General features: G+C 32.1%; 21 protein-coding genes. 17 read left to right on the top strand and 4 right to left on the bottom strand.

Features of this window, described 5'->3' with window-relative positions:
- Nucleotides 1-81: 81 nt before the first annotated feature.
- Nucleotides 82-1,443, top strand: a complete 1,362-nt coding sequence (locus HM981_RS04195) for a DUF1800 domain-containing protein (protein ID WP_179337320.1) — start codon at nt 82-84, stop codon at nt 1,441-1,443.
- Between the two features lie 10 nt (nt 1,444-1,453).
- On the top strand, nt 1,454-2,641 hold the full coding sequence (locus HM981_RS04190; protein ID WP_179337319.1) for a DUF1501 domain-containing protein: 1,188 nt from the start codon (nt 1,454-1,456) through the stop codon (nt 2,639-2,641).
- Nucleotides 2,642-3,022: 381 nt separating this feature from the next.
- On the opposite strand, the gene HM981_RS04185 is transcribed toward HM981_RS04190, so the two are convergent.
- From HM981_RS04185 to HM981_RS04170, 4 genes are all read right to left on the bottom strand, one after another.
- Nucleotides 3,023-4,156 carry an ATP-binding protein gene (locus HM981_RS04185; protein ID WP_179337318.1) on the bottom strand — a complete coding sequence of 378 codons (1,134 nt, stop codon included), beginning with the start codon at nt 4,154-4,156 and terminating at the stop codon, nt 3,023-3,025.
- A gap of 37 nt (nt 4,157-4,193) precedes the next feature.
- Nucleotides 4,194-5,282 carry a hypothetical protein gene (locus HM981_RS04180; RefSeq protein ID WP_179337317.1) on the bottom strand — a complete coding sequence of 363 codons (1,089 nt, stop codon included), beginning with the start codon at nt 5,280-5,282 and terminating at the stop codon, nt 4,194-4,196.
- A 4-nt stretch (nt 5,283-5,286) separates the two neighbouring features.
- Nucleotides 5,287-6,042, bottom strand: coding sequence for an SDR family NAD(P)-dependent oxidoreductase (locus tag HM981_RS04175; protein WP_179337316.1), 756 nt, complete (start codon nt 6,040-6,042; stop codon nt 5,287-5,289).
- Nucleotides 6,043-6,103: 61 nt separating this feature from the next.
- Nucleotides 6,104-6,967 carry an aldo/keto reductase gene (locus tag HM981_RS04170; protein ID WP_317167160.1) on the bottom strand — a complete coding sequence of 288 codons (864 nt, stop codon included), beginning with the start codon at nt 6,965-6,967 and terminating at the stop codon, nt 6,104-6,106.
- 104 nt (nt 6,968-7,071) lie between these two features.
- On the opposite strand from HM981_RS04170, the gene HM981_RS04165 reads away from it, so the two are divergent.
- The 15 genes from HM981_RS04165 (at nt 7,072) to HM981_RS04095 (ending at nt 23,438) form a co-directional block, all read left to right on the top strand.
- Entirely contained in the window at nt 7,072-7,641 is a 570-nt protein-coding gene (locus HM981_RS04165; protein WP_179337315.1) for a DUF4382 domain-containing protein, read from the top strand.
- Between the two features lie 201 nt (nt 7,642-7,842).
- Nucleotides 7,843-8,844: an AAA family ATPase gene (locus HM981_RS04160; protein ID WP_179337314.1), complete on the top strand. Its 1,002-nt coding sequence runs from the start codon at nt 7,843-7,845 to the stop codon at nt 8,842-8,844.
- Nucleotides 8,845-8,942: 98 nt separating this feature from the next.
- Entirely contained in the window at nt 8,943-9,809 is an 867-nt protein-coding gene (locus HM981_RS04155; protein ID WP_179337313.1) for a DUF58 domain-containing protein, read from the top strand.
- Between the two features lie 131 nt (nt 9,810-9,940).
- A complete protein-coding gene (locus HM981_RS04150; RefSeq protein ID WP_317167159.1) occupies nt 9,941-11,575 on the top strand; it encodes a hypothetical protein in 1,635 nt (544 codons plus the stop codon).
- Nucleotides 11,576-11,577: 2 nt separating this feature from the next.
- A complete protein-coding gene (locus HM981_RS04145; protein ID WP_179337680.1) occupies nt 11,578-12,582 on the top strand; it encodes a vWA domain-containing protein in 1,005 nt (334 codons plus the stop codon).
- The gene (locus tag HM981_RS04140) at nt 12,575-13,615 is read left to right on the top strand and encodes a vWA domain-containing protein (protein WP_179337312.1); all 1,041 of its coding nucleotides are present in this window, start codon (nt 12,575-12,577) and stop codon (nt 13,613-13,615) included. Before HM981_RS04145 ends, HM981_RS04140 begins: the two co-directional genes overlap by 8 nt.
- Nucleotides 13,616-13,735: 120 nt before the next feature.
- Nucleotides 13,736-14,581, top strand: a complete 846-nt coding sequence (locus HM981_RS04135) for an aerotolerance regulator BatC (RefSeq protein ID WP_179337311.1) — start codon at nt 13,736-13,738, stop codon at nt 14,579-14,581.
- Between the two features lie 41 nt (nt 14,582-14,622).
- On the top strand, nt 14,623-16,392 hold the full coding sequence (locus tag HM981_RS04130; RefSeq protein ID WP_179337310.1) for a BatD family protein: 1,770 nt from the start codon (nt 14,623-14,625) through the stop codon (nt 16,390-16,392).
- 1 nt (nt 16,393) lies between these two features.
- Complete coding sequence (locus HM981_RS04125; RefSeq protein ID WP_179337309.1) at nt 16,394-17,161, top strand: tetratricopeptide repeat protein; 768 nt, start codon at nt 16,394-16,396, stop codon at nt 17,159-17,161.
- 47 nt (nt 17,162-17,208) lie between these two features.
- Nucleotides 17,209-17,502: a hypothetical protein gene (locus HM981_RS04120; RefSeq protein ID WP_179337308.1), complete on the top strand. Its 294-nt coding sequence runs from the start codon at nt 17,209-17,211 to the stop codon at nt 17,500-17,502.
- A 250-nt stretch (nt 17,503-17,752) separates the two neighbouring features.
- Nucleotides 17,753-19,345, top strand: a complete 1,593-nt coding sequence (locus tag HM981_RS04115; protein WP_179337307.1) for a SulP family inorganic anion transporter — start codon at nt 17,753-17,755, stop codon at nt 19,343-19,345.
- 5 nt (nt 19,346-19,350) lie between these two features.
- Nucleotides 19,351-20,154, top strand: coding sequence for a universal stress protein (locus HM981_RS04110; RefSeq protein ID WP_179337306.1), 804 nt, complete (start codon nt 19,351-19,353; stop codon nt 20,152-20,154).
- A 36-nt stretch (nt 20,155-20,190) separates the two neighbouring features.
- Complete coding sequence (locus HM981_RS04105; protein WP_179337305.1) at nt 20,191-20,820, top strand: carbonic anhydrase family protein; 630 nt, start codon at nt 20,191-20,193, stop codon at nt 20,818-20,820.
- Nucleotides 20,821-20,857: 37 nt separating this feature from the next.
- Nucleotides 20,858-21,505 carry a DUF2490 domain-containing protein gene (locus tag HM981_RS04100; protein ID WP_246286101.1) on the top strand — a complete coding sequence of 216 codons (648 nt, stop codon included), beginning with the start codon at nt 20,858-20,860 and terminating at the stop codon, nt 21,503-21,505.
- 70 nt (nt 21,506-21,575) lie between these two features.
- The gene (locus tag HM981_RS04095) at nt 21,576-23,438 is read left to right on the top strand and encodes a SulP family inorganic anion transporter (protein ID WP_179337303.1); all 1,863 of its coding nucleotides are present in this window, start codon (nt 21,576-21,578) and stop codon (nt 23,436-23,438) included.
- Nucleotide 23,439: the final 1 nt, after the last annotated feature.

Below are 23,439 nucleotides of genomic sequence, written 5' to 3'. Positions count from 1 at the left end.
AAAACCGTTTCTATTAGAAAGGGTTTTCTTTTTAAAGGAAGTCTCAATTAAACGTTTCTAAAAAGTATAGGTCTTAATAATATGACGCAGCAAGAACTTCAACATTTATATTGGCGAGCAGGTTTCGGGATTAATCCTGACAGGCTTAAATCTATGTCTAAAAATAAGAAGCAGGTAGTTAAGGACATCTTTGCAGCGTCAAAATATGTTTCACCATTACATATCGATTTATCTTATTTAGATGGAATCACGCAAATAGATCTTAAAAATTTCCCGGAATTAGCAAAGGAAATCAGGAAGAAAGGAAATAAGAAAATTTTAGAACTTAATTATGCTTGGATTAAACGATTAATTAATCCAAACGAATTACTAAGAGAACGTATGACGTTGTTTTGGGCGAATCATTTTGTGTGTCGTGATAGAAGTCCATTATACGCTGAGCAATATAATAATACCCTTAGAGATTTTGCATTAGGTAATTTTAGAGACTTCGTTAAGGCTATTTCTAAAGAAGCAGCTATGCTCAGGTATTTAAACGGCAATAAAAACAGAAAGAAAAGACCAAATGAGAATTTTGCGCGCGAATTAATGGAGTTGTTTACTCTAGGAGAAGGCCAATATTCCGAAAAAGATATCAAAGAAAGTGCAAGAGCTTTTACAGGTTATACTTATAATTTTGAAGGAGAATTTTTATTCACAGAATCTAAACATGATAATGGGACTAAAGTCTTTTTTAACAGAATAGGAAAATATGATGGAGATGACATAATTGATATTATACTAGAAGATAAAAAATGTGCACGTTTTATTTCCGATAAAATCTATCGTTATTTTGTGAATCCAGCACCAAATAGAAAGCATATTGAAGCTATGACTGAGGTGTTTTATAAAGATTACAATATAGAACGTCTAATGCGTTTTGTATTCCTTTCAGATTGGTTTTATGACGACGCAAATATGGGTTCAAAAATAAAGTCGCCTATAGAATATATGGTAGGTATGGCAAATACAGTTCCTGTTACATTTGAAAAAGAAAAGGACTTACTTAAAATTCAAAAAGTATTAGGGCAAATCTTGTTAGATCCACCAAATGTGGCTGGTTGGAAAGGTAATAAAGCATGGATAGACGCTAATACCATTATGGTACGTTTAAAACTGCCTTCAGTGCTACTGAATAATGCGGTTATTGCTTTAGATGAAAATGATGAATTTAGGAAAAAATTTTTCAAAAAGAACAAAGGGAAATTACCTTTTAAAACCATTCCGGATTGGAATGCATTTTTAAAGAATTATGAACTTGTTGAAACTAAGAATCTTCAAGATTATGTTATTCAAGGCAACCTAAATAAAGGAACTTCAGGTTATTTAAAAACGCTTAGTAAATCATCGAAGCAAGAGTATTGTGTTCAGCTAATGTCCTTACCAGAATATCAAATGTGTTAATCGTAAAATTATGGATAGACGTAAATTTATTAAGAATTCAGCTTTAGCGAGTAGCTTATTTTTTGTGCCTAATTTTGTAAAGGCATTTGAATCTGTAGCAACAAAACAGTTCGGTTACAAACGTTTAGTGATTGTTCAATTAGCAGGTGGTAATGATGGTTTAAACACTGTTATTCCGCATAATAATGATTTGTATTATAATGCAAGACCTCGACTTGCTATTAAAAAAGACATTCTAAAATTGAATGATGATTTAGGGTTACATCCTGGCTTAAGTCCGTTGCGATCATTGTTTGATAACGGAGAGTTATCTATTATCAATAACGTAGGTTATCCAAATCCTGTACGATCACATTTTAGATCTATGGATATTTGGCAAACAGCAAGTGGGGCTGATGAGTATTTGCAAAGTGGTTGGTTGGGTCGTTATTTAGATCAACATGGCGAAAAGCCATACAATGCCATGGAAATGGATGAACAGCTTAGTTTGGCTATGAAAGGCGAACATTTTAACGGCATTGCTACTAATGATTATAAGGTGCTGTATAACGCAGCAAAAGATCCGTATTTTCAAAGTGTTATTAACCATTATAACGATGCACATCTAAGCGAACATAATTTGGGCTACCTATACCAAACGATGATTGAGGCAAAATCTTCTGCTAACTATATTTTTGAAAACACCAAGGTAAAACCATCTCAAGAGGCTTATCCTCAAAATAGTTTTGCTAAACAACTTAAAAATGTAGCTCAATTTATTAATTCGGATTTAGATACAAAAGTGTTTTATACTTCTTTAGGCGGATTTGATACACACGCAAATCAAGAGAACACACAAGCCCGATTATTATCACAATATGCAGAAAGTGTTTCGGCATTTGTAAAAGATTTAAAACGAAACGATACTTTTGAAAATACGTTGATATTAACCTTTTCAGAATTTGGAAGACGTGTAAAACAGAATGCAGCCAATGGTACGGACCATGGAGCAGCAAGCAATGTCTTTGTGATTGGTAAAAATTTAAAGAAAGCCGGTTTTTATAATGATCTCGCTAGTCTAAGTGATTTGGATGCTAATGGAGATTTAAGATATAGTGTAGATTTTAGATCTATATATGCAACAATTCTTTCACAATGGATGGGTGTTTCTTCTAAAGGTATTATTCCTAGCCAACATAAAAACTTAGATTTCATTTAAGTACGAATTAGAAATGAATACTAAGGAGTGTTTTTAGTGTTTAATGAGGGTCATAAAAAAAACCTTGTTTCAATTCGAGCTTTTAGGCTTAGAGAAACAAGGTTAAGTATTTGATTAATAGCACTACAAATATGAACAATATTTATAATGGTCAGCAATTTTTTTGATAAATGGTCAATAAAAATGTGTAATCAGTAATATTTTTGTCACTGTTCCGATAAGGCGCAAAAAAAGCAGATGAAAAATCACTTATTTACGACGAATTAATTTTCTTTCAGATTTAAAATTATAATTAGCGTTTTAATTTTAAAGGTATTAATCTGTTGATAGTTAGTGTTTAATATTGTGTGTTTAGGTTAATGGATTGTTTAATGAGTCGTTTTAATTATATTTTACTTTCCTCAAAACTCGAATAGTTTCTTTATAGGAATTGTAGAGGTTTGGACTGTGATTTTTTATATATGGTTTTGCAAATTCAAGTTTAGGTAAAGCCTCGTCAAATCCGTTGAGGTAGCAAATTAAATAACTAGCTGCTAAATTCCTTAAATCCTCATTTTCATTTTGAGATAATTCTCGCTTATTTTTAAGCTTTTCTATAATTGCATTGTTTGTATTGTAAATATGATGTAATACTTTTTTGTCAAATTGTGGCGGTTCAAAAATAAGATTAGCTTCAATGGTGTAGTTAGCATTGTCATTAAAACTAATTATTTTTTCTTCAAGCTTATAGTACTTATAAGATTTGTATAGCCCAAGCCTTACGTATTCTATAATCTTAAAGGCGTTTTCTGTATAAGAAATAGCAACGTCATCTAAAGCCGAATAAAACAAGCGAACCTGTTCGTTAATTAATTCGATATCTACTCTTGAAAAGAAGGTTTCTTCTTTGACTTCTTTTTTAGCTCCAGACCAGCATAATACAAAGTACTCTTTAAAAACTTTGTATTGCGGATTAAAGTCTTGGCGTTTATTCATAAAATCAAAAACCCCATCGAGTGTGAGTTCAATATTGTTTTGTGCATGATTCTCTATAGCAGCAACAATTTTTGAATTCACATCTTTAATCTCAATGTCAAAAACTTTAGGCATGCTTATGCTACCATCTCTAAAAAAGACCGATCCACCATAATATTTCCAAATGTTCTTTTTAAGAGAAGTAAGCCCATTAATGGGTCTAATAGTAACTAAACCTACTACTTTATTATCTGGTAAATGCGGAAATGGAATGTTTTCGTAATGTACAATTGGTGGATTGCTGAGGTAAGCATTAATTAGATTTTGAATTTTGCTATCGTCAAAAAAGTCGACACCAATAATTTTGTTGTCCTCGTCCTCAACACCAATAACGATATATGAATTGTTTTTTGGATTGCTATTAGAGAGTGCGCAAACATGTTTTAAAAACTTTCCTTTCCCTTCTTTTAGACTTATATTAATCTTTCGTTTTTTGTCATAGAAACTGTTCTCATCGTTGTGAGCAAGTAAATGCTTTATGAGTAGTCTTTTGTTGATCATACAACTTCCTGCGAAGGCAGGAATCTTATTTATTAATTTAGAATTCTATTGGTATATAAAATTGATCTGTAAAAGTTTTGGGAATAAACTCAATAATATCCTTAGTAGTTGCTTTGAGTCCTGGTGGCGACTTTATAGTTATTTGAGTTGTTTGCCAGGGCTTTAAACCTTTAATTTTTTCAATAATATCATCTGCGTTATTTGGGTCTTGAACATAAATTTTTTTGAGTTTTGGCATAGAATCAAGGATGAATTTATCAATTTTTCTATTGAAAAAAGGAAACGAATACCCGATCACAATCAATACATCAGTGTTTTTTGCAGAATTAGCTAAATCATTATAAAAGTTAGAATTACTATTAAAATTTTCCCAAGCAAATGACATATTTGGCTTATGATTGTCAAATAGAATTTTACTTTCATATAATTCAAGGAAACTTGTTATCAGATTTTCTTCCTTAATATCAAAATCAAGAATTAAATCATAAACTTCATTGTCTTTATCAGTTACATTAGTTGTTCCATTTACTTTAAAAATACTAAATTCATTATTTCTTTTATTTGTTTCATTTTTATTTCCTTTAGAAAATATATTTAATGTTTTTCTAGTATTTTTAATATTGGAATTAGCGAAGTTATTGAATGCTATTTCAAGTTGTGAGTCGTAATTCCAAGAAATTACCTTAAGTTCATTAGGTATTTTTGATAAATCATCTAAAATAGATGCAAAGAAAGAATCATATCGTTTGTCGAAATTTAAAGTTTGTTCATATAGAAAAAAGCAGGAAAGGATATATTTTAGTTTTTTTAAATCATTACCTCCTTGTAAATAAAGTTTTTTGGCGAAAGTATCAATACTAGTATGTTTTTCAGATTCGTTTTTTAGCCATAAAATATCTCCATGAAATTGTTTAATAGTATTAAATTTCTCTTCTTGAATTTTTGGGGAATTAATATTAAGTAAATATTTTTCAGCTATGTTAGATTTTTGTTTATGTAGTAAAAGATAGTTTAAAGATGAAAGTTTGAATTGACTAGCAAAAACTTCTAAGCGTCCAGGAATTTTGTTTACTATCGGTAGTGCTTCAAAACTTGCTCCAGCACCTAAAAGATATGTTACATTCATATTATTAATTTTTTTTCACAATCGTAGAGCTCGCTTGTGCTGTGCAAAACATCAAAACATCTGCAATATTCACATGTGCAGGTCGTGATACGGCAAAGTAAATAACATCTGCAACATCTTCTGGTTGCAATGCTTTGTAGCCTTTATATACATGATCTGCTGCAGCATCTCCTTTAAATCTTACTTTAGAAAACTCAGTTTCTACCAAACCAGGATTAACAGCACCAACTTTAATTCCAAAGGGATTTAAATCTATTCGCATGCCTTCAGTAATTGCTAAAACAGCGTGTTTACTTCCGCAATACACATTGCCGTTTGGGTACACTTCTTTTCCTGCAGACGATCCAATATTAATAATATGTCCAGATTTACGTTCCGTCATTCCAGGTATAATTGCTTTGCTTACATAAAGTAGGCCTTTTACATTAATATCCATCATGGCATCCCAATCGTCTAAATTCCCCGTTTGTATTGGGTCTAAGCCATGTGCATTTCCTGCATTATTAATTAAGATATCAATGTGTTGAAACTCTTTTGGTAAAGATGCAATAGCATTAAATGTCTGTTCTCTATCTCGCACATCAAAATTTAAGGTATGTACTATAGTTTGTTTGGATAACGCTTTTTGCACACTGTCTAATCGCTCTTGTCTGCGGCCACACAATACTAAATTTATGCCGTGTTTGGCAAATTCGTGAGCAGTTGCTCTGCCAATACCACTTGTTGCACCTGTAATTAAGGCTACTTTTCTCTTATTCATGTTGTTTTAAAAATTTAAAAAGTTTTTCATTTCCAAAAAGTTAAATAATAATATGTCCTTTTTAAGGAACTGAATGTCCTTGAGCAGCTTCCAAAATTAAAAACCAGTCTTCTAGTTCTAAGTCTATTTTTGTAGCTTCAATAGCCAATTTTAATCGCTCTTTAGTTGTAGTACCAGTTACAGGGTGAATATGAGATGGATGTTTCATTATCCAAGCCAATATTAACTGATCTTCAGTAGCATTGTATTTAGCTTTTAAGGCACCAAGTTGTTTGTGTATACGTCTGGTTTGTTCATTGTCGTCTTTGAATACAGCACCTAAAGGAGACCAAGCCATTGGTTTTATGCCATTGGTTGTTATATAATCTAACGTGCCATTGTGCATGGCAGAATGTTGGGTAAGCGAAAATTCAATCTGATTCACATCAATATCCATACGTAAACCAATCATGTCCATTTGCGATGGTGTAAAATTAGACACACCAAAATCTCTAATCTTTCCGTCTTTCTTTAAGGTGGTAATCGCTTCGGCAATATCTTCGGCAACCATTAAAGGACTGGGTCTATGTAATAACAATAGATCTAAATACTCGGTTTCAAGATGTTTTAAAGATTCTTCAGCAGACCAAATAATATAGTCTTTACTATAATTATAATGTTTAACGGTATTATTTCGGTTGTCACTAAAGTCTTGAATGCCACATTTAGAAATTAGTTGAATGTCTTCACGTTGCAATCCAGAATAGGTAAGTGCTTTACCAAATTGAGCTTCAGTTGTATAAGATCCATAAATATCGGCATGATCAAAAGTGGTAATTTGGTTTTGTACGCAGAAGTTCATTAAATCTGCCATTTCGGTTTTCGAGAGCTGTTTTCCCCAACTTCCCCAAGTCATGGTGCCTGCTATTAATCGAGAATATTTCACTTTTTTTTCAGTTTATATAGGTTTTTGTGCAATTCATGTATAAAAATACTCAAAACCTAAGGATTACAGTATCATTGACCTGTAATAATTAAAGCCCCCAAATTATGAAATCATTACAAACTATAAAATCTGTTATTTTTACGCTTATCATCTTAGTATGCTTTTCTAGCTGTTCTAAAGATGATATAAATACTGAGTCAGAGTTTTCTGGTGTATCAGTAAAATTGAAAAGTACAGTAGGTACTCTTGATAAAGTTTATATTGAAGTTGAATCTGTACAATTAAGAGTTAAAGAAAATGCTAATGCTGCAGATGCTTGGATAACTTTAAATACAATTAATGATGGAGCTCAAAAAGCATCAGATTTTGTTCAGGATTCAGAGTTACTTTTAGTAGATGATTTTGAAGTTAACTCAACTAGTATTTATGAAATTAGACTAGTACTTGGAGATAATAACTTTATGGATATGAATAATATACTATATAGTTTAGATATTACTGAATCTGGTAACGCAACACCTTCTAACTTAGTGCAGTCAGAATTATTAGCAAATCGTTTTTATGATTTTACAATAGAGATCGATATTGACGAATCTGTTAGCTTCAACGAAGACGAAAATATGATGGTTTTAAACCCTAAAATTTATACAGAATTAAGACAAACTAAATATTAATTATCCTAATCCATGATTAATACTGATAAAAAAGAGTAATGCTTAGGCATTACTCTTTTTTTTTAACCAATTGTTAACAGCAACTAAGAAAAAATTTTAACACTTTGCACCTTCTAAAAGATACTAAATCATTTCTTGTTTTAAATTAGTTTATTAGAAGAAAGAATATAAAAAATAGTTTTGTTTTTAAAGCCTTAAATAATGGAAGAAACGAGTACAGTTGATATCAAATCAATTAACGAAAAGATAGAAAGAGAAAGTGCATTTGTAGACTTATTAACCTTTGAAATGAATAAGGTTATTGTTGGACAAAAACATATGATAGAGCGTTTGCTCATCGGTTTATTAGGTCAAGGTCATATTTTATTAGAAGGTGTTCCTGGTTTAGCAAAAACATTAGCGATTAATACACTGTCTAAAGCCATTGATGCTAGTTTTAGTAGAATTCAGTTTACGCCAGATTTATTGCCAGCAGATGTTGTAGGTACATTAATCTTTAATATGAAAGAGAATGACTTTACTATTAAAAAAGGGCCAATTTTCGCCAATTTTGTTTTAGCAGATGAGATTAACAGAGCACCAGCTAAAGTGCAATCTGCATTACTTGAAGCAATGCAAGAAAAACAAGTTACTATTGGAGACGAAACTTTTATTTTAGAAAAACCATTCTTAGTAATGGCAACTATGAATCCGGTTGAGCAAGAAGGAACATATTCTTTACCAGAAGCACAAGTCGATAGATTTATGCTAAAAACAGTAATTGATTATCCTAATATTGAAGACGAGCAACAAATAGTAAGAGCCAACTTAAGAGGAACTTACGATAAAGTAAATCCTGTAGTGACAATCGCTCAAATTTTAAGTGCACAAAATGCCGTTAGAGAGGTTTACATGGATGAAAAAATCGAAAAATATATTCTCGATATTATTTTTGCAACACGTTACCCTGAAAAATATAGATTAGGAGATTTAAAACCTTTAATTTCTTTTGGAGCTTCTCCTCGTGGAAGTATCAACTTAGCAACAGCTGCTAAATGTTACGCTTTTATAAAACGAAGAGGTTATGTAATCCCAGAAGATGTACGTGCAGTTGTACACGATGTATTACGTCACAGAATTGGTATTACTTACGAAGCCGAAGCAGAGAATGTAACTTCTGAAGATATTATTAATAAAATCGTTAACGAAATCGAAGTACCATAGATAGTGGTCATAAAATCAATATTTAGTTGGTGTTATACGATTTGAATCTTGATTTTAATTAAAGGCTTACTGAAGACTGCACACTGCAAACTGAAAAAATGGATACTAAGGAATTACTTAAAAAAGTACGAAAAATAGAGATTAAGACACGTCGTTTGTCTGATCATATATTTGGAGGTGAATATCATTCTACCTTTAAAGGTCGTGGTATGACGTTTTCTGAAGTGCGTCAATACCAATTTGGAGATGATGTTAGAAACATAGATTGGAATGTTACGGCAAGAACTAATGAGCCACACATTAAAGTTTTTGAAGAAGAACGGGAACTTACTATGATGTTAATGGCAGATGTTTCTGGTAGTGCGTTGTTTGGAACAAAAAATCAATTTAAAAATGAAATTGTTACTGAGATTGCAGCAACATTAGCGTTTTCTGCCACTCAAAATAATGATAAAATAGGCCTTATTTTATTCTCTGGAGATGTAGAACTTTATATACCACCTAAAAAAGGGCGTTCTCATGTACTTAGGATTATTAGAGAACTTATAGAATTTGAGCCTAAAAGTAAACAGACAAATGCAGCAGAAGCATTTAAGTTTTTGTCTCGTGTTATGAAAAAGACAGCCATTGTTTTTGTGTTGTCAGATTTTATTGCAGACGATTATAAACAGAATCTTAAAATTGCAGCGAATAGACACGATATTACTGGAATTAGGATTTATGATAGACACGAAGCCGAAATTCCAAATATTGGAATGGTGCAAATGGAAGATGAAGAAACAGGAGAGTCAATGCTTGTTAATACCGCTTCAAAAAGTGTAAGACAAAATTATAGCAAGTTTTATAACGAAAAAGTGAACTACTTTAAAGATAGCTTTACAAAATCTGGAGCAGGTGTTATTGATATTCGTGTCGATGAAAGTTACGTGAAAAAACTGTTAGGTTATTTTAAGAGAAGAGGATAAAGACTAGGAAGTAAAAAGTGTAAAGTAAGAAACGTAAAGTGAAAAGTTTAAATTATATATTCGGCATATTAACTAAAAATGAGATCGCATCGATCTTCCGTCTTCGGTCTTCCGTTTTCGGTCTATTTTTTGTGTTCTTTTTTCTAGGTTCTTTATTTTCATTTGCTCAAGTTTCAACAGAAATTGACACTACTAAAATTAGAGTCGGCGAGCAAATTAATTATAAAATTAAAGTTGAAGCAGATTCACTAGCATTGGTTGTATTTCCAGAAGGTCAAACCTTTATGCCTTTAGAAAATGTTGAAGCATTAAAGATCGATACTACCAAACGCGAAGCTAAGTTTCTCTTATCAAGAATCTATAAGCTAACACAATTCGATTCGGGAGTTTATACCATTCCAAGACAAAAAATTATTATAGGAGATCAACCATTTTTTACCGATTCTTTAAAAGTTGACGTAAATACCATTGTGGTTGATACGACCAAACAGAAATTATACGATATTAAACCCATCATAGAAGTTGAAGAGAGTGGAAGCGATTGGTGGAAATGGGTTTTAATAGTGGTGCTTATAATTGCTGCAATCGCATTTTTACTATACTGGTTTATATGGAGAAAAAAACCATTAACAGAAGCGGAAGAAATTGCCTTATTACCACCTTACGATCGTGCAAAGTTAGCCTTACAGAAATTAGATGAGAGTCAGTTTTTGTTGCGCTCAGAAGTCAAAGAATATTACTCGGAATTAACCTTTATCATCAGAAAATATTTAGATGAAAAAGTTTACGATCGTGCTTTAGAAAGTACCACATCAGAGCTTATTACGAGATTAAATTTATTAAAGGATGGCAACCAAATTCCGTTGTCTAAAGAAACTATTTTACATATTGAATCTATTTTACAGCGTGCCGATTTAGTAAAGTTTGCGAAGTCTGCACCAGACAAAGCACTTGCCGAAATGGACAAATCTACGATAGATAAAGCCATAGATCATGTTAAGGTGAGTTTGCCAGAACCATCGGAAGAAGAGAAGTTATTAGATCAGAAATATAAAGAAGACCAAGAACTTAAAAAGAAACGTAGAAAAATCTGGATAACTGTTGGTATTTCGTTATTCCTTGTTATTGCTACTTTTATTGGTTTTGGACTAAAATATGGTTTTGGTTATGTAAAGGATACTATTATTGGTCAAGAAAGTAAAGAACTGTTAGAAGGTAATTGGGTAGAAAGTGCTTACGGATTTCCACCAATTTTTATTGAAACACCAGAGGTTTTAAAACGTGAAGACGTTGAGGTTCCTGAAGAATATAAAGATAAAATTAGTACAGCCTTATTTAGGTATTTATCGGAAAAATCTGGATTAGATGTTCAAGTCAGCACTACAGCTTTCAAAATTACCGATGCGCAAGGTCAACCAAAAGAATTGACTGATGATGAAAAATCGCAAGATTTACAAAAAACATCTGAAACTTATTTAAAACAATTAGAAGCACAAGGCGCAAAAGATATTATAGTTAAACGAGAAAAGTTCACCACACCAAATGGTGCTGAAGGAGTTAAAACGTACGGTACAATGAACTTGGCTCTGAGTGATGATCATATGGTGCCAGCAAAATACAACCTGTTTCTTTTTAGATCAGAAAGCGTTAGACAACAAATAATTTTAAGTTGGAGGACTGATGACAATTATATAGATGATATCATTGAACGTATTGTAGACTCCATAGAACTTAATTCTGAACAGGTAGAAGAAGAGAAAGAATGATGATGCTCGAAAACATACAATTTTTAAATAAAGAATTTTTCTGGTTATTATTGCTTTTGCCAATAGCAATAGTTTGGTACATTCTTAAGCATAGTAAGCAAACGGCAGCGCTAAAAATGTCTAGCATACAGGGTTTTAAAGGGATGTCTTCATTTTGGTCAAAATTTAAACATGTACTTTTTGCATTGCGTTTAATTGCTTTAGCATGTTTAATTACAGCACTAGCAAGACCAAGAACTGTAGATGTTTCTACGAAAACAAAAACCACTAGCGGAATTGATATTGTTATGGCAATTGATGTTTCTGCAAGTATGTTGGCAAAAGATTTACGACCTAACCGATTAGATGCCTTAAAGGAAGTCGCAGCAGATTTTATAGATGGTCGTCCAAACGACAGAATAGGTTTAGTAGAATATGCTGGAGAAGCCTATACTAAAACACCTATTACTAGTGATAAATCTATTGTAAAAAGAGCATTAAGAGATATTAATTATAATACTATTATCGAAAGCGGAACAGCAATTGGTATGGGGTTAGCAACTTCTGTAAACCGATTAAAAGACAGTAGAGCCAAGAGTAAAGTAATTATTTTACTTACAGATGGTGTCAATAATTCTGGTTTTATAGATCCAAAAATCGCCAGTGAATTGGCTGTTGAATACGGTATTAAAGTATATGCTATTGGATTAGGTACAAACGGAATGGCATTATCACCAATTGGTATTAATTCTAATGGAACATTTAGATATGGTCGTAGTCAAGTAGAAATTGATGAAGTATTATTAAAAGAAATCGCAGCAGAAACTGGTGGCAAATATTTTAGAGCGACCAATAATGATAAGTTAGCCGAAATTTATAACGAAATCAATAAGCTTGAAAAAACCGAAGTTGAAGAAAAAAAATACTACAACTACGCTGAGAAATATAGACCATTAGTTTTGTTTGCAGGACTATTATTGTTGATAGAAGTATTATTGCGACACACAAAATTTAGAAGCTTTGTTTAAACTCGATGAAAAAATATGGTTTTGGACGTTACTGGTAATTCCAGTAATCATTCTGTTGTTTATATTCCTTCAGATATGGAGGCGTTCTGCACAGAAAAAATTTGCAGATTCTGCGTTGTTAAAACGTCTGAGTCCTAATCAATCATTATTTAAAAGTATTTTAAAAGTCGTAGTGCTTTGTTTGGCTTTTGCGTGTTTGTCTTTGGCATTGGTAAACCCTAAAATAGGAACAAAACTAGAAACAGTTCGTAGTGAAGGTGTAGATATTGTATTTGCTATAGATGTATCTAAAAGTATGTTGGCAGAAGATATTGCGCCAAACAGATTGCAAAAATCACAACAATTAGTAACACAAATCATTAATAGTTTGGTTAGTGATCGTGTTGGTATTATTGCTTATGCAGGTAAAGCATTTCCGCAATTACCTATTACTACAGATTATGCTTCGGCAAAAATGTTTTTACAAAACATGAATACTGATATGTTGTCTTCTCAAGGAACAGCAATTAGCGAAGCAATTCAACTTTCAAAAACATATTACGATAACGAAGAGCAATCTAATCGTGTTTTAATTATTATCTCTGATGGAGAAGATCATGATGGAGAGGCTTTAGAAATTGCTGAGGAAGCAGCAGAACAAGGCATAAGAATATTTACTGTTGGTGTTGGTGATGTTAAAGGTGGTCCAATTCCTATAAAAAGAAATGGTGTTGTTTTAAATTATAAAAAAGACAACCAAGGAGAAACGGTAATTACTAGATTAAACGAAACCACGTTAAAAGACATTGCAGCAGAGGCTAATGGTGTTTACATTAATGGTAGTAATACTGCAGAGGTTGTAAATATGATAAAAGAAGAGTTAAATAAAATGGATAAGCAAGAGTTTGAATCTAAACAGATCGCAGACTTTAAAGACCAATTTCAGTGGTTTTTGGCTTTCGGAATTTTCTTTTTATTCATTGATATCTTCTTTTTAGAACGAAAAACAGCTTGGTTAAAGAAGTTAAATTTATTTAATGAAACTTATATCTAATCTCAATTTATTGGAGCTATAGAAGGGATTGAAATAAATTTCTAAGATTTAAATTTTCTTTAACGCTAAGTCATTAAAGGCTTTAGTAATTTAGACGTTGTTTTCATAATTAATATACATATGAAATTTTATATACTACTTATTACGCTAATAACTGGAAGTCTTGGGTTTTCTCAAGATCAAAATGAGGAGCAGTTAAAAGCAGAAAAAAATGCAACTAATTTGGTTTATAAAGCAAATGAGTTAGCAGCAGAAGATAACTATGTAGAAGCAGAAATGGAATACAGAAAAGCCATTTCAGAAGCACCAAGTAAAGCTGTAGGAGCTTATAATTTGGCACATTCATATTATAAAAAAGGCAGTTTTGATGAGGCGCTATTCAGAAGTCAAGAAGCCGCTAAAAACGCCATTACAAAAGACGAAAAACACAGAGCATTTCATAATATTGGAAATATTTTAATGCAAAATGAACAATGTAAAGAAGCTGTAGAAGCTTTTAAAAATGCGTTGAGAAACAATCCCAATGATGAAGAGTCACGCTACAACTTCGCCTTAGCTAAAGAATGTGCAGAACAGCAGCAGCAAGATGGTGGTGGAGAAGACGATAAAAAGGACGAGGATAAAAACGAAGAAAAAGACAAAGAAGAAGATCAAAAGAAAGACGACGAGAACAAGGACGATAAAGACAAGAAAGACGACCAAGATAAAAAGGACGAAGGAGATAAGGACAAAAAGGATGGCGATAAGGATAAGGATGATGAAGGAAAGCCAAAAGATGATAAAAAGGATGAAGGCAAAGGCGATAAAGACGAAAAGAAACAACCTAAGCCTCAACCAGGACAAATGTCTCCTCAGCAAATAAAGAACATTTTGGAAGCCATGCAGAATCAAGAACAAAAGGTTCAAGAGAAAATGAATGCTGAAAAGCAGAAAGGAGCAAAGGTTAAAACTGAAAAAGACTGGTAGGTTTAATAACTTTATTTAGTCTGATTTACCCTAAATTATAAATGAAACTAATAAAACACATATCAATTCTTTTCCTCATACTTGCAACAAGTATCGCTTCTGCACAAGTAAAATTTGAAGCTAAAGTAAGTAAGACAACATTAGGAATTAACGAGCGTTTGCGTATCGATTTTGAGATGAACCAAGATGGTGACAATTTTGTACCACCAAGTTTTGAAAATTTCGATGTGGTAGGTGGTCCAAACACCTCTGTTAGTAATTCTTGGAGAAATGGTAAACGCTCTTATCAAAAAACGTATAGTTATTTTTTAGCACCAAAATCTCGTGGAAAATTCACAATTAAGCAAGCTACCATAGAAATAGATGGGGAAACTTATAAGACATTTCCAATAACAGTTAATGTTACAGCAGCAGTAAGTAAACCTAATGGAAGCACAGCAGCTTCGGATACTGCTAATGATAAGATTCATTTAGTAGCAGAGGTTTCAAAAGCAAACCCATATCTAAACGAAGCCATAACAGTAGTTTATAAACTCTATGTGTCACCAGATATTGGTGTTAATAGTTGGAGAGAAAAAGAGACTCCTAGGTATAATGATTTTTGGAGTCAGAACATAGAAATAAAAGGAATTAATGCTCTCGAAGGAGAATATAAAGGAGAGCGATATCGTTACGTAGTTCTTAGAAAAACGGTGCTTTATCCTCAGAAAACAGGAGCCTTAAAATTAGAACCTTTAGTATTAGATATTACAGTAGAGGTGCCCTCTAACCGACGAGATATTTTTGGACGTGCTTTAATGACAAAAGTACCTAGAGTGGTTACAGCTGGTAGTAGAACTATAAATGTAAAAGCGTTACCAGAACAAGGTAGACCTGCAGATTTTACAGGTGCTGTTGGTACTTATGAGTTTAACGTTACAACATCTAAAACGCAGTTAAACGCAACAGAATCGTTACAAGCAAAAATTGAGGTAAAAGGAAAAGGAAATTTAAAATTGTTTGAACTACCAAAGTTAACCGTTCCTAGTTCTTTAGAAGTTTATGAGCCAGAACATCAAGAGAATGTTCGTACCAACTTAAGTGGAATGCAAGGTAGTATTTCAGATACTTATACTATTGTGCCTCAGTACAGAGGTAAATACCCAGTGCCAAGTATTTCATTTTCATATTTCGATCCTAATTCTGAAAGTTATAAACGTATTACTTCAGACGAAGTTATAATTGATGTTATAGAAGGGCCTACTGCAGCAAGCAGTAATGCGGAAAATGTAGCAGTAGATAATAAACAAAGTGTAAATCCTACTAGTCATACATTTGCGTTTATAAAAACGTCATCTAATTGGTCTGATATCACATCAGAACCGCTCTTTAAATCTACACGATTTTGGTTGTTACTACTATTGCCATTTTTAGCGATTCCTTTAGCTATCATTTTTAGACGTGGTAGAGACAAGCGAAATGCAGATGTTCAAGGTAACCGAATTAGAAAAGCAGATCGTTTAGCTAAAAAGTATTTAGGAGAAGCTAAAAAAGCCTTAGGAAAAAAGGAAGCTTTTTATTTAGCTTTAGAGAAAGCCCTTCATAATTATTTAAAGGCAAAATTAAATATTGAAACTAGCGATTTTAATAAAGAAAAAATTGAAAGTCTATTAGCAGAACGTGAGGTTCAAAGTCATGTGGTTTCAGATTTTTTATCCATTTTAGAGAATTGTGAATTGGCACGTTACACACCAATTACACAAGTTACCATGCAGAATGATTTTGACAAAGCAGCAAATACAATTTCATTAATAGATAAGCAATTGAGATAATATGAAAGCCATTAAAATTTATTTGGTATTACTTTTATGTTGTTTTAGCAGCATTGGATTCTCTCAAAACGACCAAAAGTTTAGTGAGGCCAATACGTTATATAATAACGGAAAGTATGCAGAAGCTATTGATAAATATGAATCCATTTTAGACTCTAAGCAGCATTCGGCTGAGTTATATTTTAACTTAGGGAATGCCAATTATAAGCTCAATAATATTGCACCTAGTATTTTTTATTACGAAAAAGCATTACAATTAGAGCCTAACGATAAAGACATACAAAACAATTTGGCGTTTGCACAAAACATGACGATAGACGCCATAGATAAAGTTCCTGTAGTTGGTTTTTCTCGTATTATCAATAATGTAGTCAATATATATAATACAGATACTTGGGCTATGATTGCTATAGCTGGAGTGCTCTTATTTGTTATAATATTTTTAGCATATCATTTTTCTCACACAACAACTAAAAAACGAATTGCATTTGTTACAAGTGTAATAGCCTTATTTATTGCTTGTTTTTCTGTTGCCATGGCGTTTCAGAAGTATAGTTTAAATAAAAAATATAATCCTGCTATTGTATTTTCTCAAGAAAGTAGAGTAAAAACAGATCCTAGTGCTACAAGTGAAGAAGTCTTTAGATTGCATGAAGGAACCAAGGTCCAAGTCATAGAAACGTATGATGATTGGAAAAAAATTAAAATCTCAGACAATTCTACAGGTTGGATTCCTACAAAAGATATTAGACTATTAAAAGATTTTTAGAACTTATTTAACAGTTGTTAATATCTAACTTATTATCTTTGTCGCTTATGCAAAAAAGCACTAAGAACAAAATAGCCATTTTTGTTACCATATTATTTATGGCACTTATCAGTGCACCTACAGTTATTTTGACTATTGATGACTCAATAGACACAACTTGCTTTTTAAGTGTAAACGAAGAAGAAGAAAATGCAAATGCGAAGCTTCTCTTTGATAAAGATCATCAAACTCCAGAATTTTTGTTTGAAGATCAAGAAAACACACACCTTATTGGATATACGTTTAAACAGTATACCAAACCTCACCTTAATTTAGTTTTTCCTCCTCCCGATTTTATTTAAAATAGAAGTGGCATAACCATTCGTTTTAATTCGGAAATCATAGATGTTTTATCTTTAAGATGCTTTTATAAATCACATAGTCATGGGCTATGCCATTTATAAAAGTAAAAATTTAGGTAATGTAATATCAAATTTTCGAGAAACATTAAAGTTCCAATAACGTCATTTTACTCGTCCGACATTCATTGTCCTCAAAATAAGTATTAAAATCACTGTTGAATTCCATTCAATAGTAAAATCATTATATCAAATGTTCAAAACATTAAAAAACGACTTGCCTGCAAGTGTTGTTGTATTTTTTGTAGCCTTACCTTTATGTTTAGGTATTGCTTTAGCCAGTGGCGCACCTCTTTTCTCTGGAGTAATTGCCGGAATTATTGGAGGAGTTGTAGTAGGAGCCTTAAGTGGTTCTAAAATTGGAGTAAGTGGACCTGCAGCAGGTTTAGCTGCTATTGTATTAACTGCAATTGGTACTTTAGGAGGTTATGAAAACTTCTTGGTTGCCGTAGTTTTAGGTGGTGTTATTCAATTAGTTTTTGGAATTTTAAAAGCCGGAATTATTGGTTATTATTTTCCTTCATCTGTTATTAAAGGGATGCTTACAGGTATTGGAATAATCATTATTTTAAAACAAATACCGCACTTCTTTGGTTACGATGCTGAAGCGGAAGGAGCAGATAGCTTTGTAGAAGCTTCAGGAGAAAATACGTTTTCTGCAATTTGGCATATTTTTGATAACCTTATTATAGGTTCAATGGTTGTTGGTTTTATAGCCTTAGGTATTTTAATATTATGGAGTAATGTTTTAGTAAAAAAAGGAAAGTTTTTTGAAATTATTCAAGGTCCTTTAGTTGCCGTTGTAGTAGGAATCGTTTTTTTCTTAGTAACAAAATCTAATGAAACACTAGCTATTGCAAATTCACATTTAGTAAGTGTACCAGTTCCAGATAGTATAGATTCTTTTATTGGTCAATTTAGATTTCCTAATTTTGCAGTTATCACAAATCCAGAAGTTTGGGTTGTTGCTTTCACTATTGCTTTAGTAGCAAGTTTAGAAACATTATTATGTGTAGAAGCATCTGATAAGATAGATCCAGACAAAAATGTTACACCTACAAATAGAGAATTATTAGCTCAAGGTACAGGTAATATTTTATCTGGTTTAGTTGGTGGTCTTCCAATAACTCAAGTAATTGTAAGAAGTTCTGCTAATATTCAATCTGGTGGAAAATCTAAGATGTCGGCTATTTTTCACGGGTTATTATTATTGATTTCTGTAATTTTAATTCCTACACTACTTAATAAGATTCCTTTATCTGTATTAGCTGCAATTTTATTGATAGTGGGTTACAAACTTGCAAAACCATCACTATTTGTGAAAATGTATAAATTAGGATGGAAACAATCGGTTCCATTTTTTGTAACTGTAGTAGGTATTGTTTTTACAGATTTATTAGTAGGTATTGGTTTAGGATTGGCTGTTGGTATTGTTGTTATATTACTAAAAAGTTACCAAAACTCTCACTTTCTTCATATCGAAGATAATAGTAACGGAAAACATAAAATTAAAATGGAACTTGCAGAAGAAGTAACCTTCTTTAATAAAGGTGCTATTTTAAAGGAATTAGATAGTTTGCCAAGAGACACTTATTTAGAATTTGATGTGACTAAAACAAGATATCTTGATTATGATATTGTTGAAATTCTCGAAGATTTTGCGTTTAAAGCAAAAGAACGAAATATAGATATTAAGTTAATTTCAAAACGTGGTATTGTAGAAAATCCGCCAAGTTTTATTGAGTTTTTTCAATTAAGACCTAAGTCTAATATCAGTTTAAGTTAGAAATCATGAAAAACGGTAACTATAAAATACTGGTACTTTCAGATTTAAATAAAGCGACGACTACAACGTTAAAAAGTAGTGTGAGTTTAGCCAACATGATAGATGCAAAAATTGAATTGTTTCATGTTAAAAAATTCATTGATATTGTAGATCGTGACAATCAGTTATCTGCCATTAGAACCTTAAATGAAGAACATAACAATACCAAAAAGACCATTGAAAGATTAGTAAAGACAATCTCAGCAGATTATAATGTAACAATTGGTTTTAGTTATTCATTTGGAAAAATAAAAGAAGAGATTAGAGCTAAAATTGAAAGTGTTAAGCCAGATATTATTGTTTTGGGTCAGCGCGATTCTAATCCACTTCAACTTATTGGAGATAGCGTTACACGTTTTATATTAAAAGAGTTTAAAGGCATTATCATGATTGCATCCAATGAAAATGCATTAGTGCCAAATAAAAAAATGACTTTAGGTGTTTTTAATGATTCTAATAAAATTTTTGAAAGTAAGTTTTCGCAAGATCTAATCACACATTCAGAATCACCTTTAAAATCTTTCAAAATTATTAATAGTCAAACCCAATTAAATACTACAGCTTTAGAAACTGAAGAAAATAAAATTGAATATGTCTTTGAGCAAAATGATAATGCCATGACTACGCTTTCTTCATATCTATTAAAAAATAAGATTAATTTACTGTGTGTAGATAGAGATCCAAGCAAAAATAAAAACACAACAGGAACCTCATTAAAAGAGGTCATAAGTAAGTTGAATGTTTCATTGTTAGTCTCTGACGCATTGTAAAAAAATCAATTTTAATTATTTAAAAAACAAAACATTATGAAAGCACATACAAAAGAAACACAATCTACAATGACACCTGCAAAGTCATTACAATATTTAAAAGAAGGCAACCAAAGATTTCAAAATAACTTAAAAGCAAACCGAAACCTTTTAGAACAAGTAAATGATACAAGTGATGGGCAATTTCCTTTCGCTACTATTTTAAGTTGTATTGACTCTAGAGTTTCTGCAGAATTGGTATTCGATCAAGGTTTAGGCGATATTTTTAGCGTACGTGTAGCAGGTAACATTGTAAATGAAGACATCTTAGGAAGTATGGAGTTTGCATGTAAATTAGCAGGTACAGAATTAATAGTTGTATTAGGACATACAAGTTGTGGTGCTGTAAAAGGAGCTTGTGATCATGCAGAAATGGGTAATTTAACGAAGTTAATTCAGAAGATCACACCAGCTGTAAATGCCGTTAAAGAGCCTAAGGACGAAAGTTTAAGAACGTCTAAAAACTTAGCATTTGTAGATGAGGTTTCACATATTAATGTAGATCTAATGATCGATAGAATTCATGCTGAAAGCCCAGTTCTAACAGAAATGGAGAAAAATAATGAGATTAAAATTATTGGAGCGATGTACGATGTGAATTCAGGAGCCGTTACTTTTTATGAATAAAAGAACATCAATATATTCTATAAGAAAGAGATTAAGCATGGTAGCACTGACATTTTTGTTGGTGCTACCTGTTTTTGTAAATGCACAAGACAGTGATTTAGGAAATTGGCTAATCTATATTGGAAATAAAAAACTGAATTCAAAATGGAATATTCATAATGAAGTTCAGTACAGAAATTATAATGCTATTGGAGATCTAGAGCAATTGCTTATAAGAACTGGAGTTGGTTATAATTTATCAGATAATAATAATATATTACTAGGTTATGGTTACATATTATCAGAAAATTATAGTGGTGACACTGATGATAAAGTTTCGGTAAATGAACATCGCATATTTCAACAATTTACTACAAAACAAAAGATAGGAAAAGTAGGTTTGAGTCATAGATACCGTTTTGAGCAGCGTTTTGTAGAAGACGATTTTAAAATGCGCCTCAGGTATTTTTTAGGCATTAATATTCCGCTTCAGTATAAAGAAGATGGGAAGAATCCTTTATATCTTTCTATGTATAATGAAATATTTTTAAATACAGAGTCTGCTGTTTTTGATAGAAATAGAGTTTTTGGAGGTTTGGGCTATAAATTTTCTAAGACGCTAAGGTTAGAATTGGGTTATATGAATCAGTTTTTTGAACATTCAGGAAGAGATCAAATCAATATAATTGCATTTGTAAATCTTTAATAAATAACGAAATTATAATTTTTAATTCACCGAGATTTGTGGTATTTTAATAGACGCTAATAATTAGACCATGAAGAATTTGTTTTCGAATATTAAAGGTGATGCTTTTGGAGGTATAACAGCCGGAATTGTTGCTTTGCCTTTGGCATTAGCTTTTGGTGTTTCTTCAGGTTTAGGTCCAGAAGCAGGTTTGTATGGAGCCATTTTTATTAGCTTCTTTGCAGCGCTTTTTGGTGGTACAGCGACTCAGATTTCTGGGCCAACAGCACCAATGACTGCTGTAAGTATGGTTATTATTGCTGGTATAGTTGCGGCAAACGATGGCAGTGTAGAAAAAGCATTACCTGCTATTCTAACCGTTTTTTTATTAGCAGGTCTTATTCAAATTGGTTTAGGGTTTTTAGGAGTTGGGAAATATATAAGATACATTCCTTACCCTGTGGTTTCTGGTTTTATGACTGCGATTGGCGTTATTATTCTCTTAACTCAAATTCTACCATCCTTAGGGTATTATCCTAAAGAAGATGAAAGCTTTGTAGAACAGTTTAAGCCACAAGCCGAAGAAGTTATTCTAGAAAATATACTAAAGGAAGAAGCAGGAGAAGGTATCCTAGTGCTCGAAAACTTTAAAGAAACTATTGATAGAGCAGATTTAATTACAGCAGAAGAGATTTTAAACGAATCGAGAACTTTAGCGGCTAAAGAAGCTTCAGGTACTATTGGCGCAATCAAAGTTTTACCAAGAGCTTTACAGCATATAAAATGGCTAGAGCTGTTGTTGGCTTTAGGAACTATATTTATTATTTATGGTTTTAAACGTATTACTACAGCGATTCCAAGCACCTTAGTTGCTTTAGTTGTAATGTCCGGAATTGCTTTTGGATTTGACTTAGGTTATGTTCGGATTTCTGAGATACCTGGAGGGATTCCAGTTCCAAAATTAGAGATGTTTACCAATTTTAATTTAGGAAACATTACACCTTATATATTCACAGCATTAACATTGTCATTATTGGGAGCTATAGATTCGCTGTTAACAAGTGTAGTTGCAGATAACATGACCAAAACTAAACACAAACCAAATAAAGAATTAATTGGTCAAGGGATTGGAAACAGTATTGCATCAATATTTGGAGGTATTCCTGGTGCAGGAGCAACCATTAGAACAGTCGTAAATATTAATGCAGGAGGAAGAACAAAACTATCAGGTATGATAGCTGGTGTAATGCTATTAGTTATTATGTTAGCATTAGGACCTATTGCTTCTAAAATTCCTGCAGCAGTTTTAGCAGGTATATTAATTACGGTTGGTATAGGAGTAATGGATTATAAAGGTCTAAAAGCAATTCCAAGTTTACCAAGAGATATTAAATTTGGTCCTTTAAAGTTAAGTTCAGAAGTATTAATAATGCTTGTTGTTTTAGTACTTTCAACATTTTGGGATTTAATTTATGCTGTAGGTATTGGTTTAATTATTGCGTCTTTAATGTTTATGAAAAAAATTGGAGACTTAACAGCAGAACGTTCAGATGTGAAGTCACTTAAAGAGGAAGCTTGGGAAGATGAAGCTAGTTTTCCTTCAGCTTTAAAAGAAGAAGTCTTTATAAAACATCTTAAAGGCCCTTTGTTTTTTGGTTCTACAAGTGATTTTCAAGCCTTAACCGAACAGATACCTAAAACAGCAAAAACGGTCATTTTAAGATTAGGGAGAATGCAATATATGGATCAATCAGGTTTATATGCTATGGAAGATATGCTTCAAGAATTGAAAAAGAATGATATCGAAGTTTTATTTGTTGGGCTTTTAAAACAGCCACGATATATGATGGAGCGTATTGATATTATACCAGATTTTATTCCGAATGAACATATTTTTAAAGATTTTAGAACATGTTTACAATGGATAAAAAATAACGTTGCAGATAATTATTAAA

Origin of the sequence: Winogradskyella ludwigii, from assembly GCF_013403985.1 — a bacterium.
In the GTDB taxonomy this organism is placed as follows: domain Bacteria; phylum Bacteroidota; class Bacteroidia; order Flavobacteriales; family Flavobacteriaceae; genus Winogradskyella; species Winogradskyella ludwigii.
Note: the sequence above shows the minus strand (reverse complement) of the source record. Positions and strands in the feature narration are given on the sequence as shown.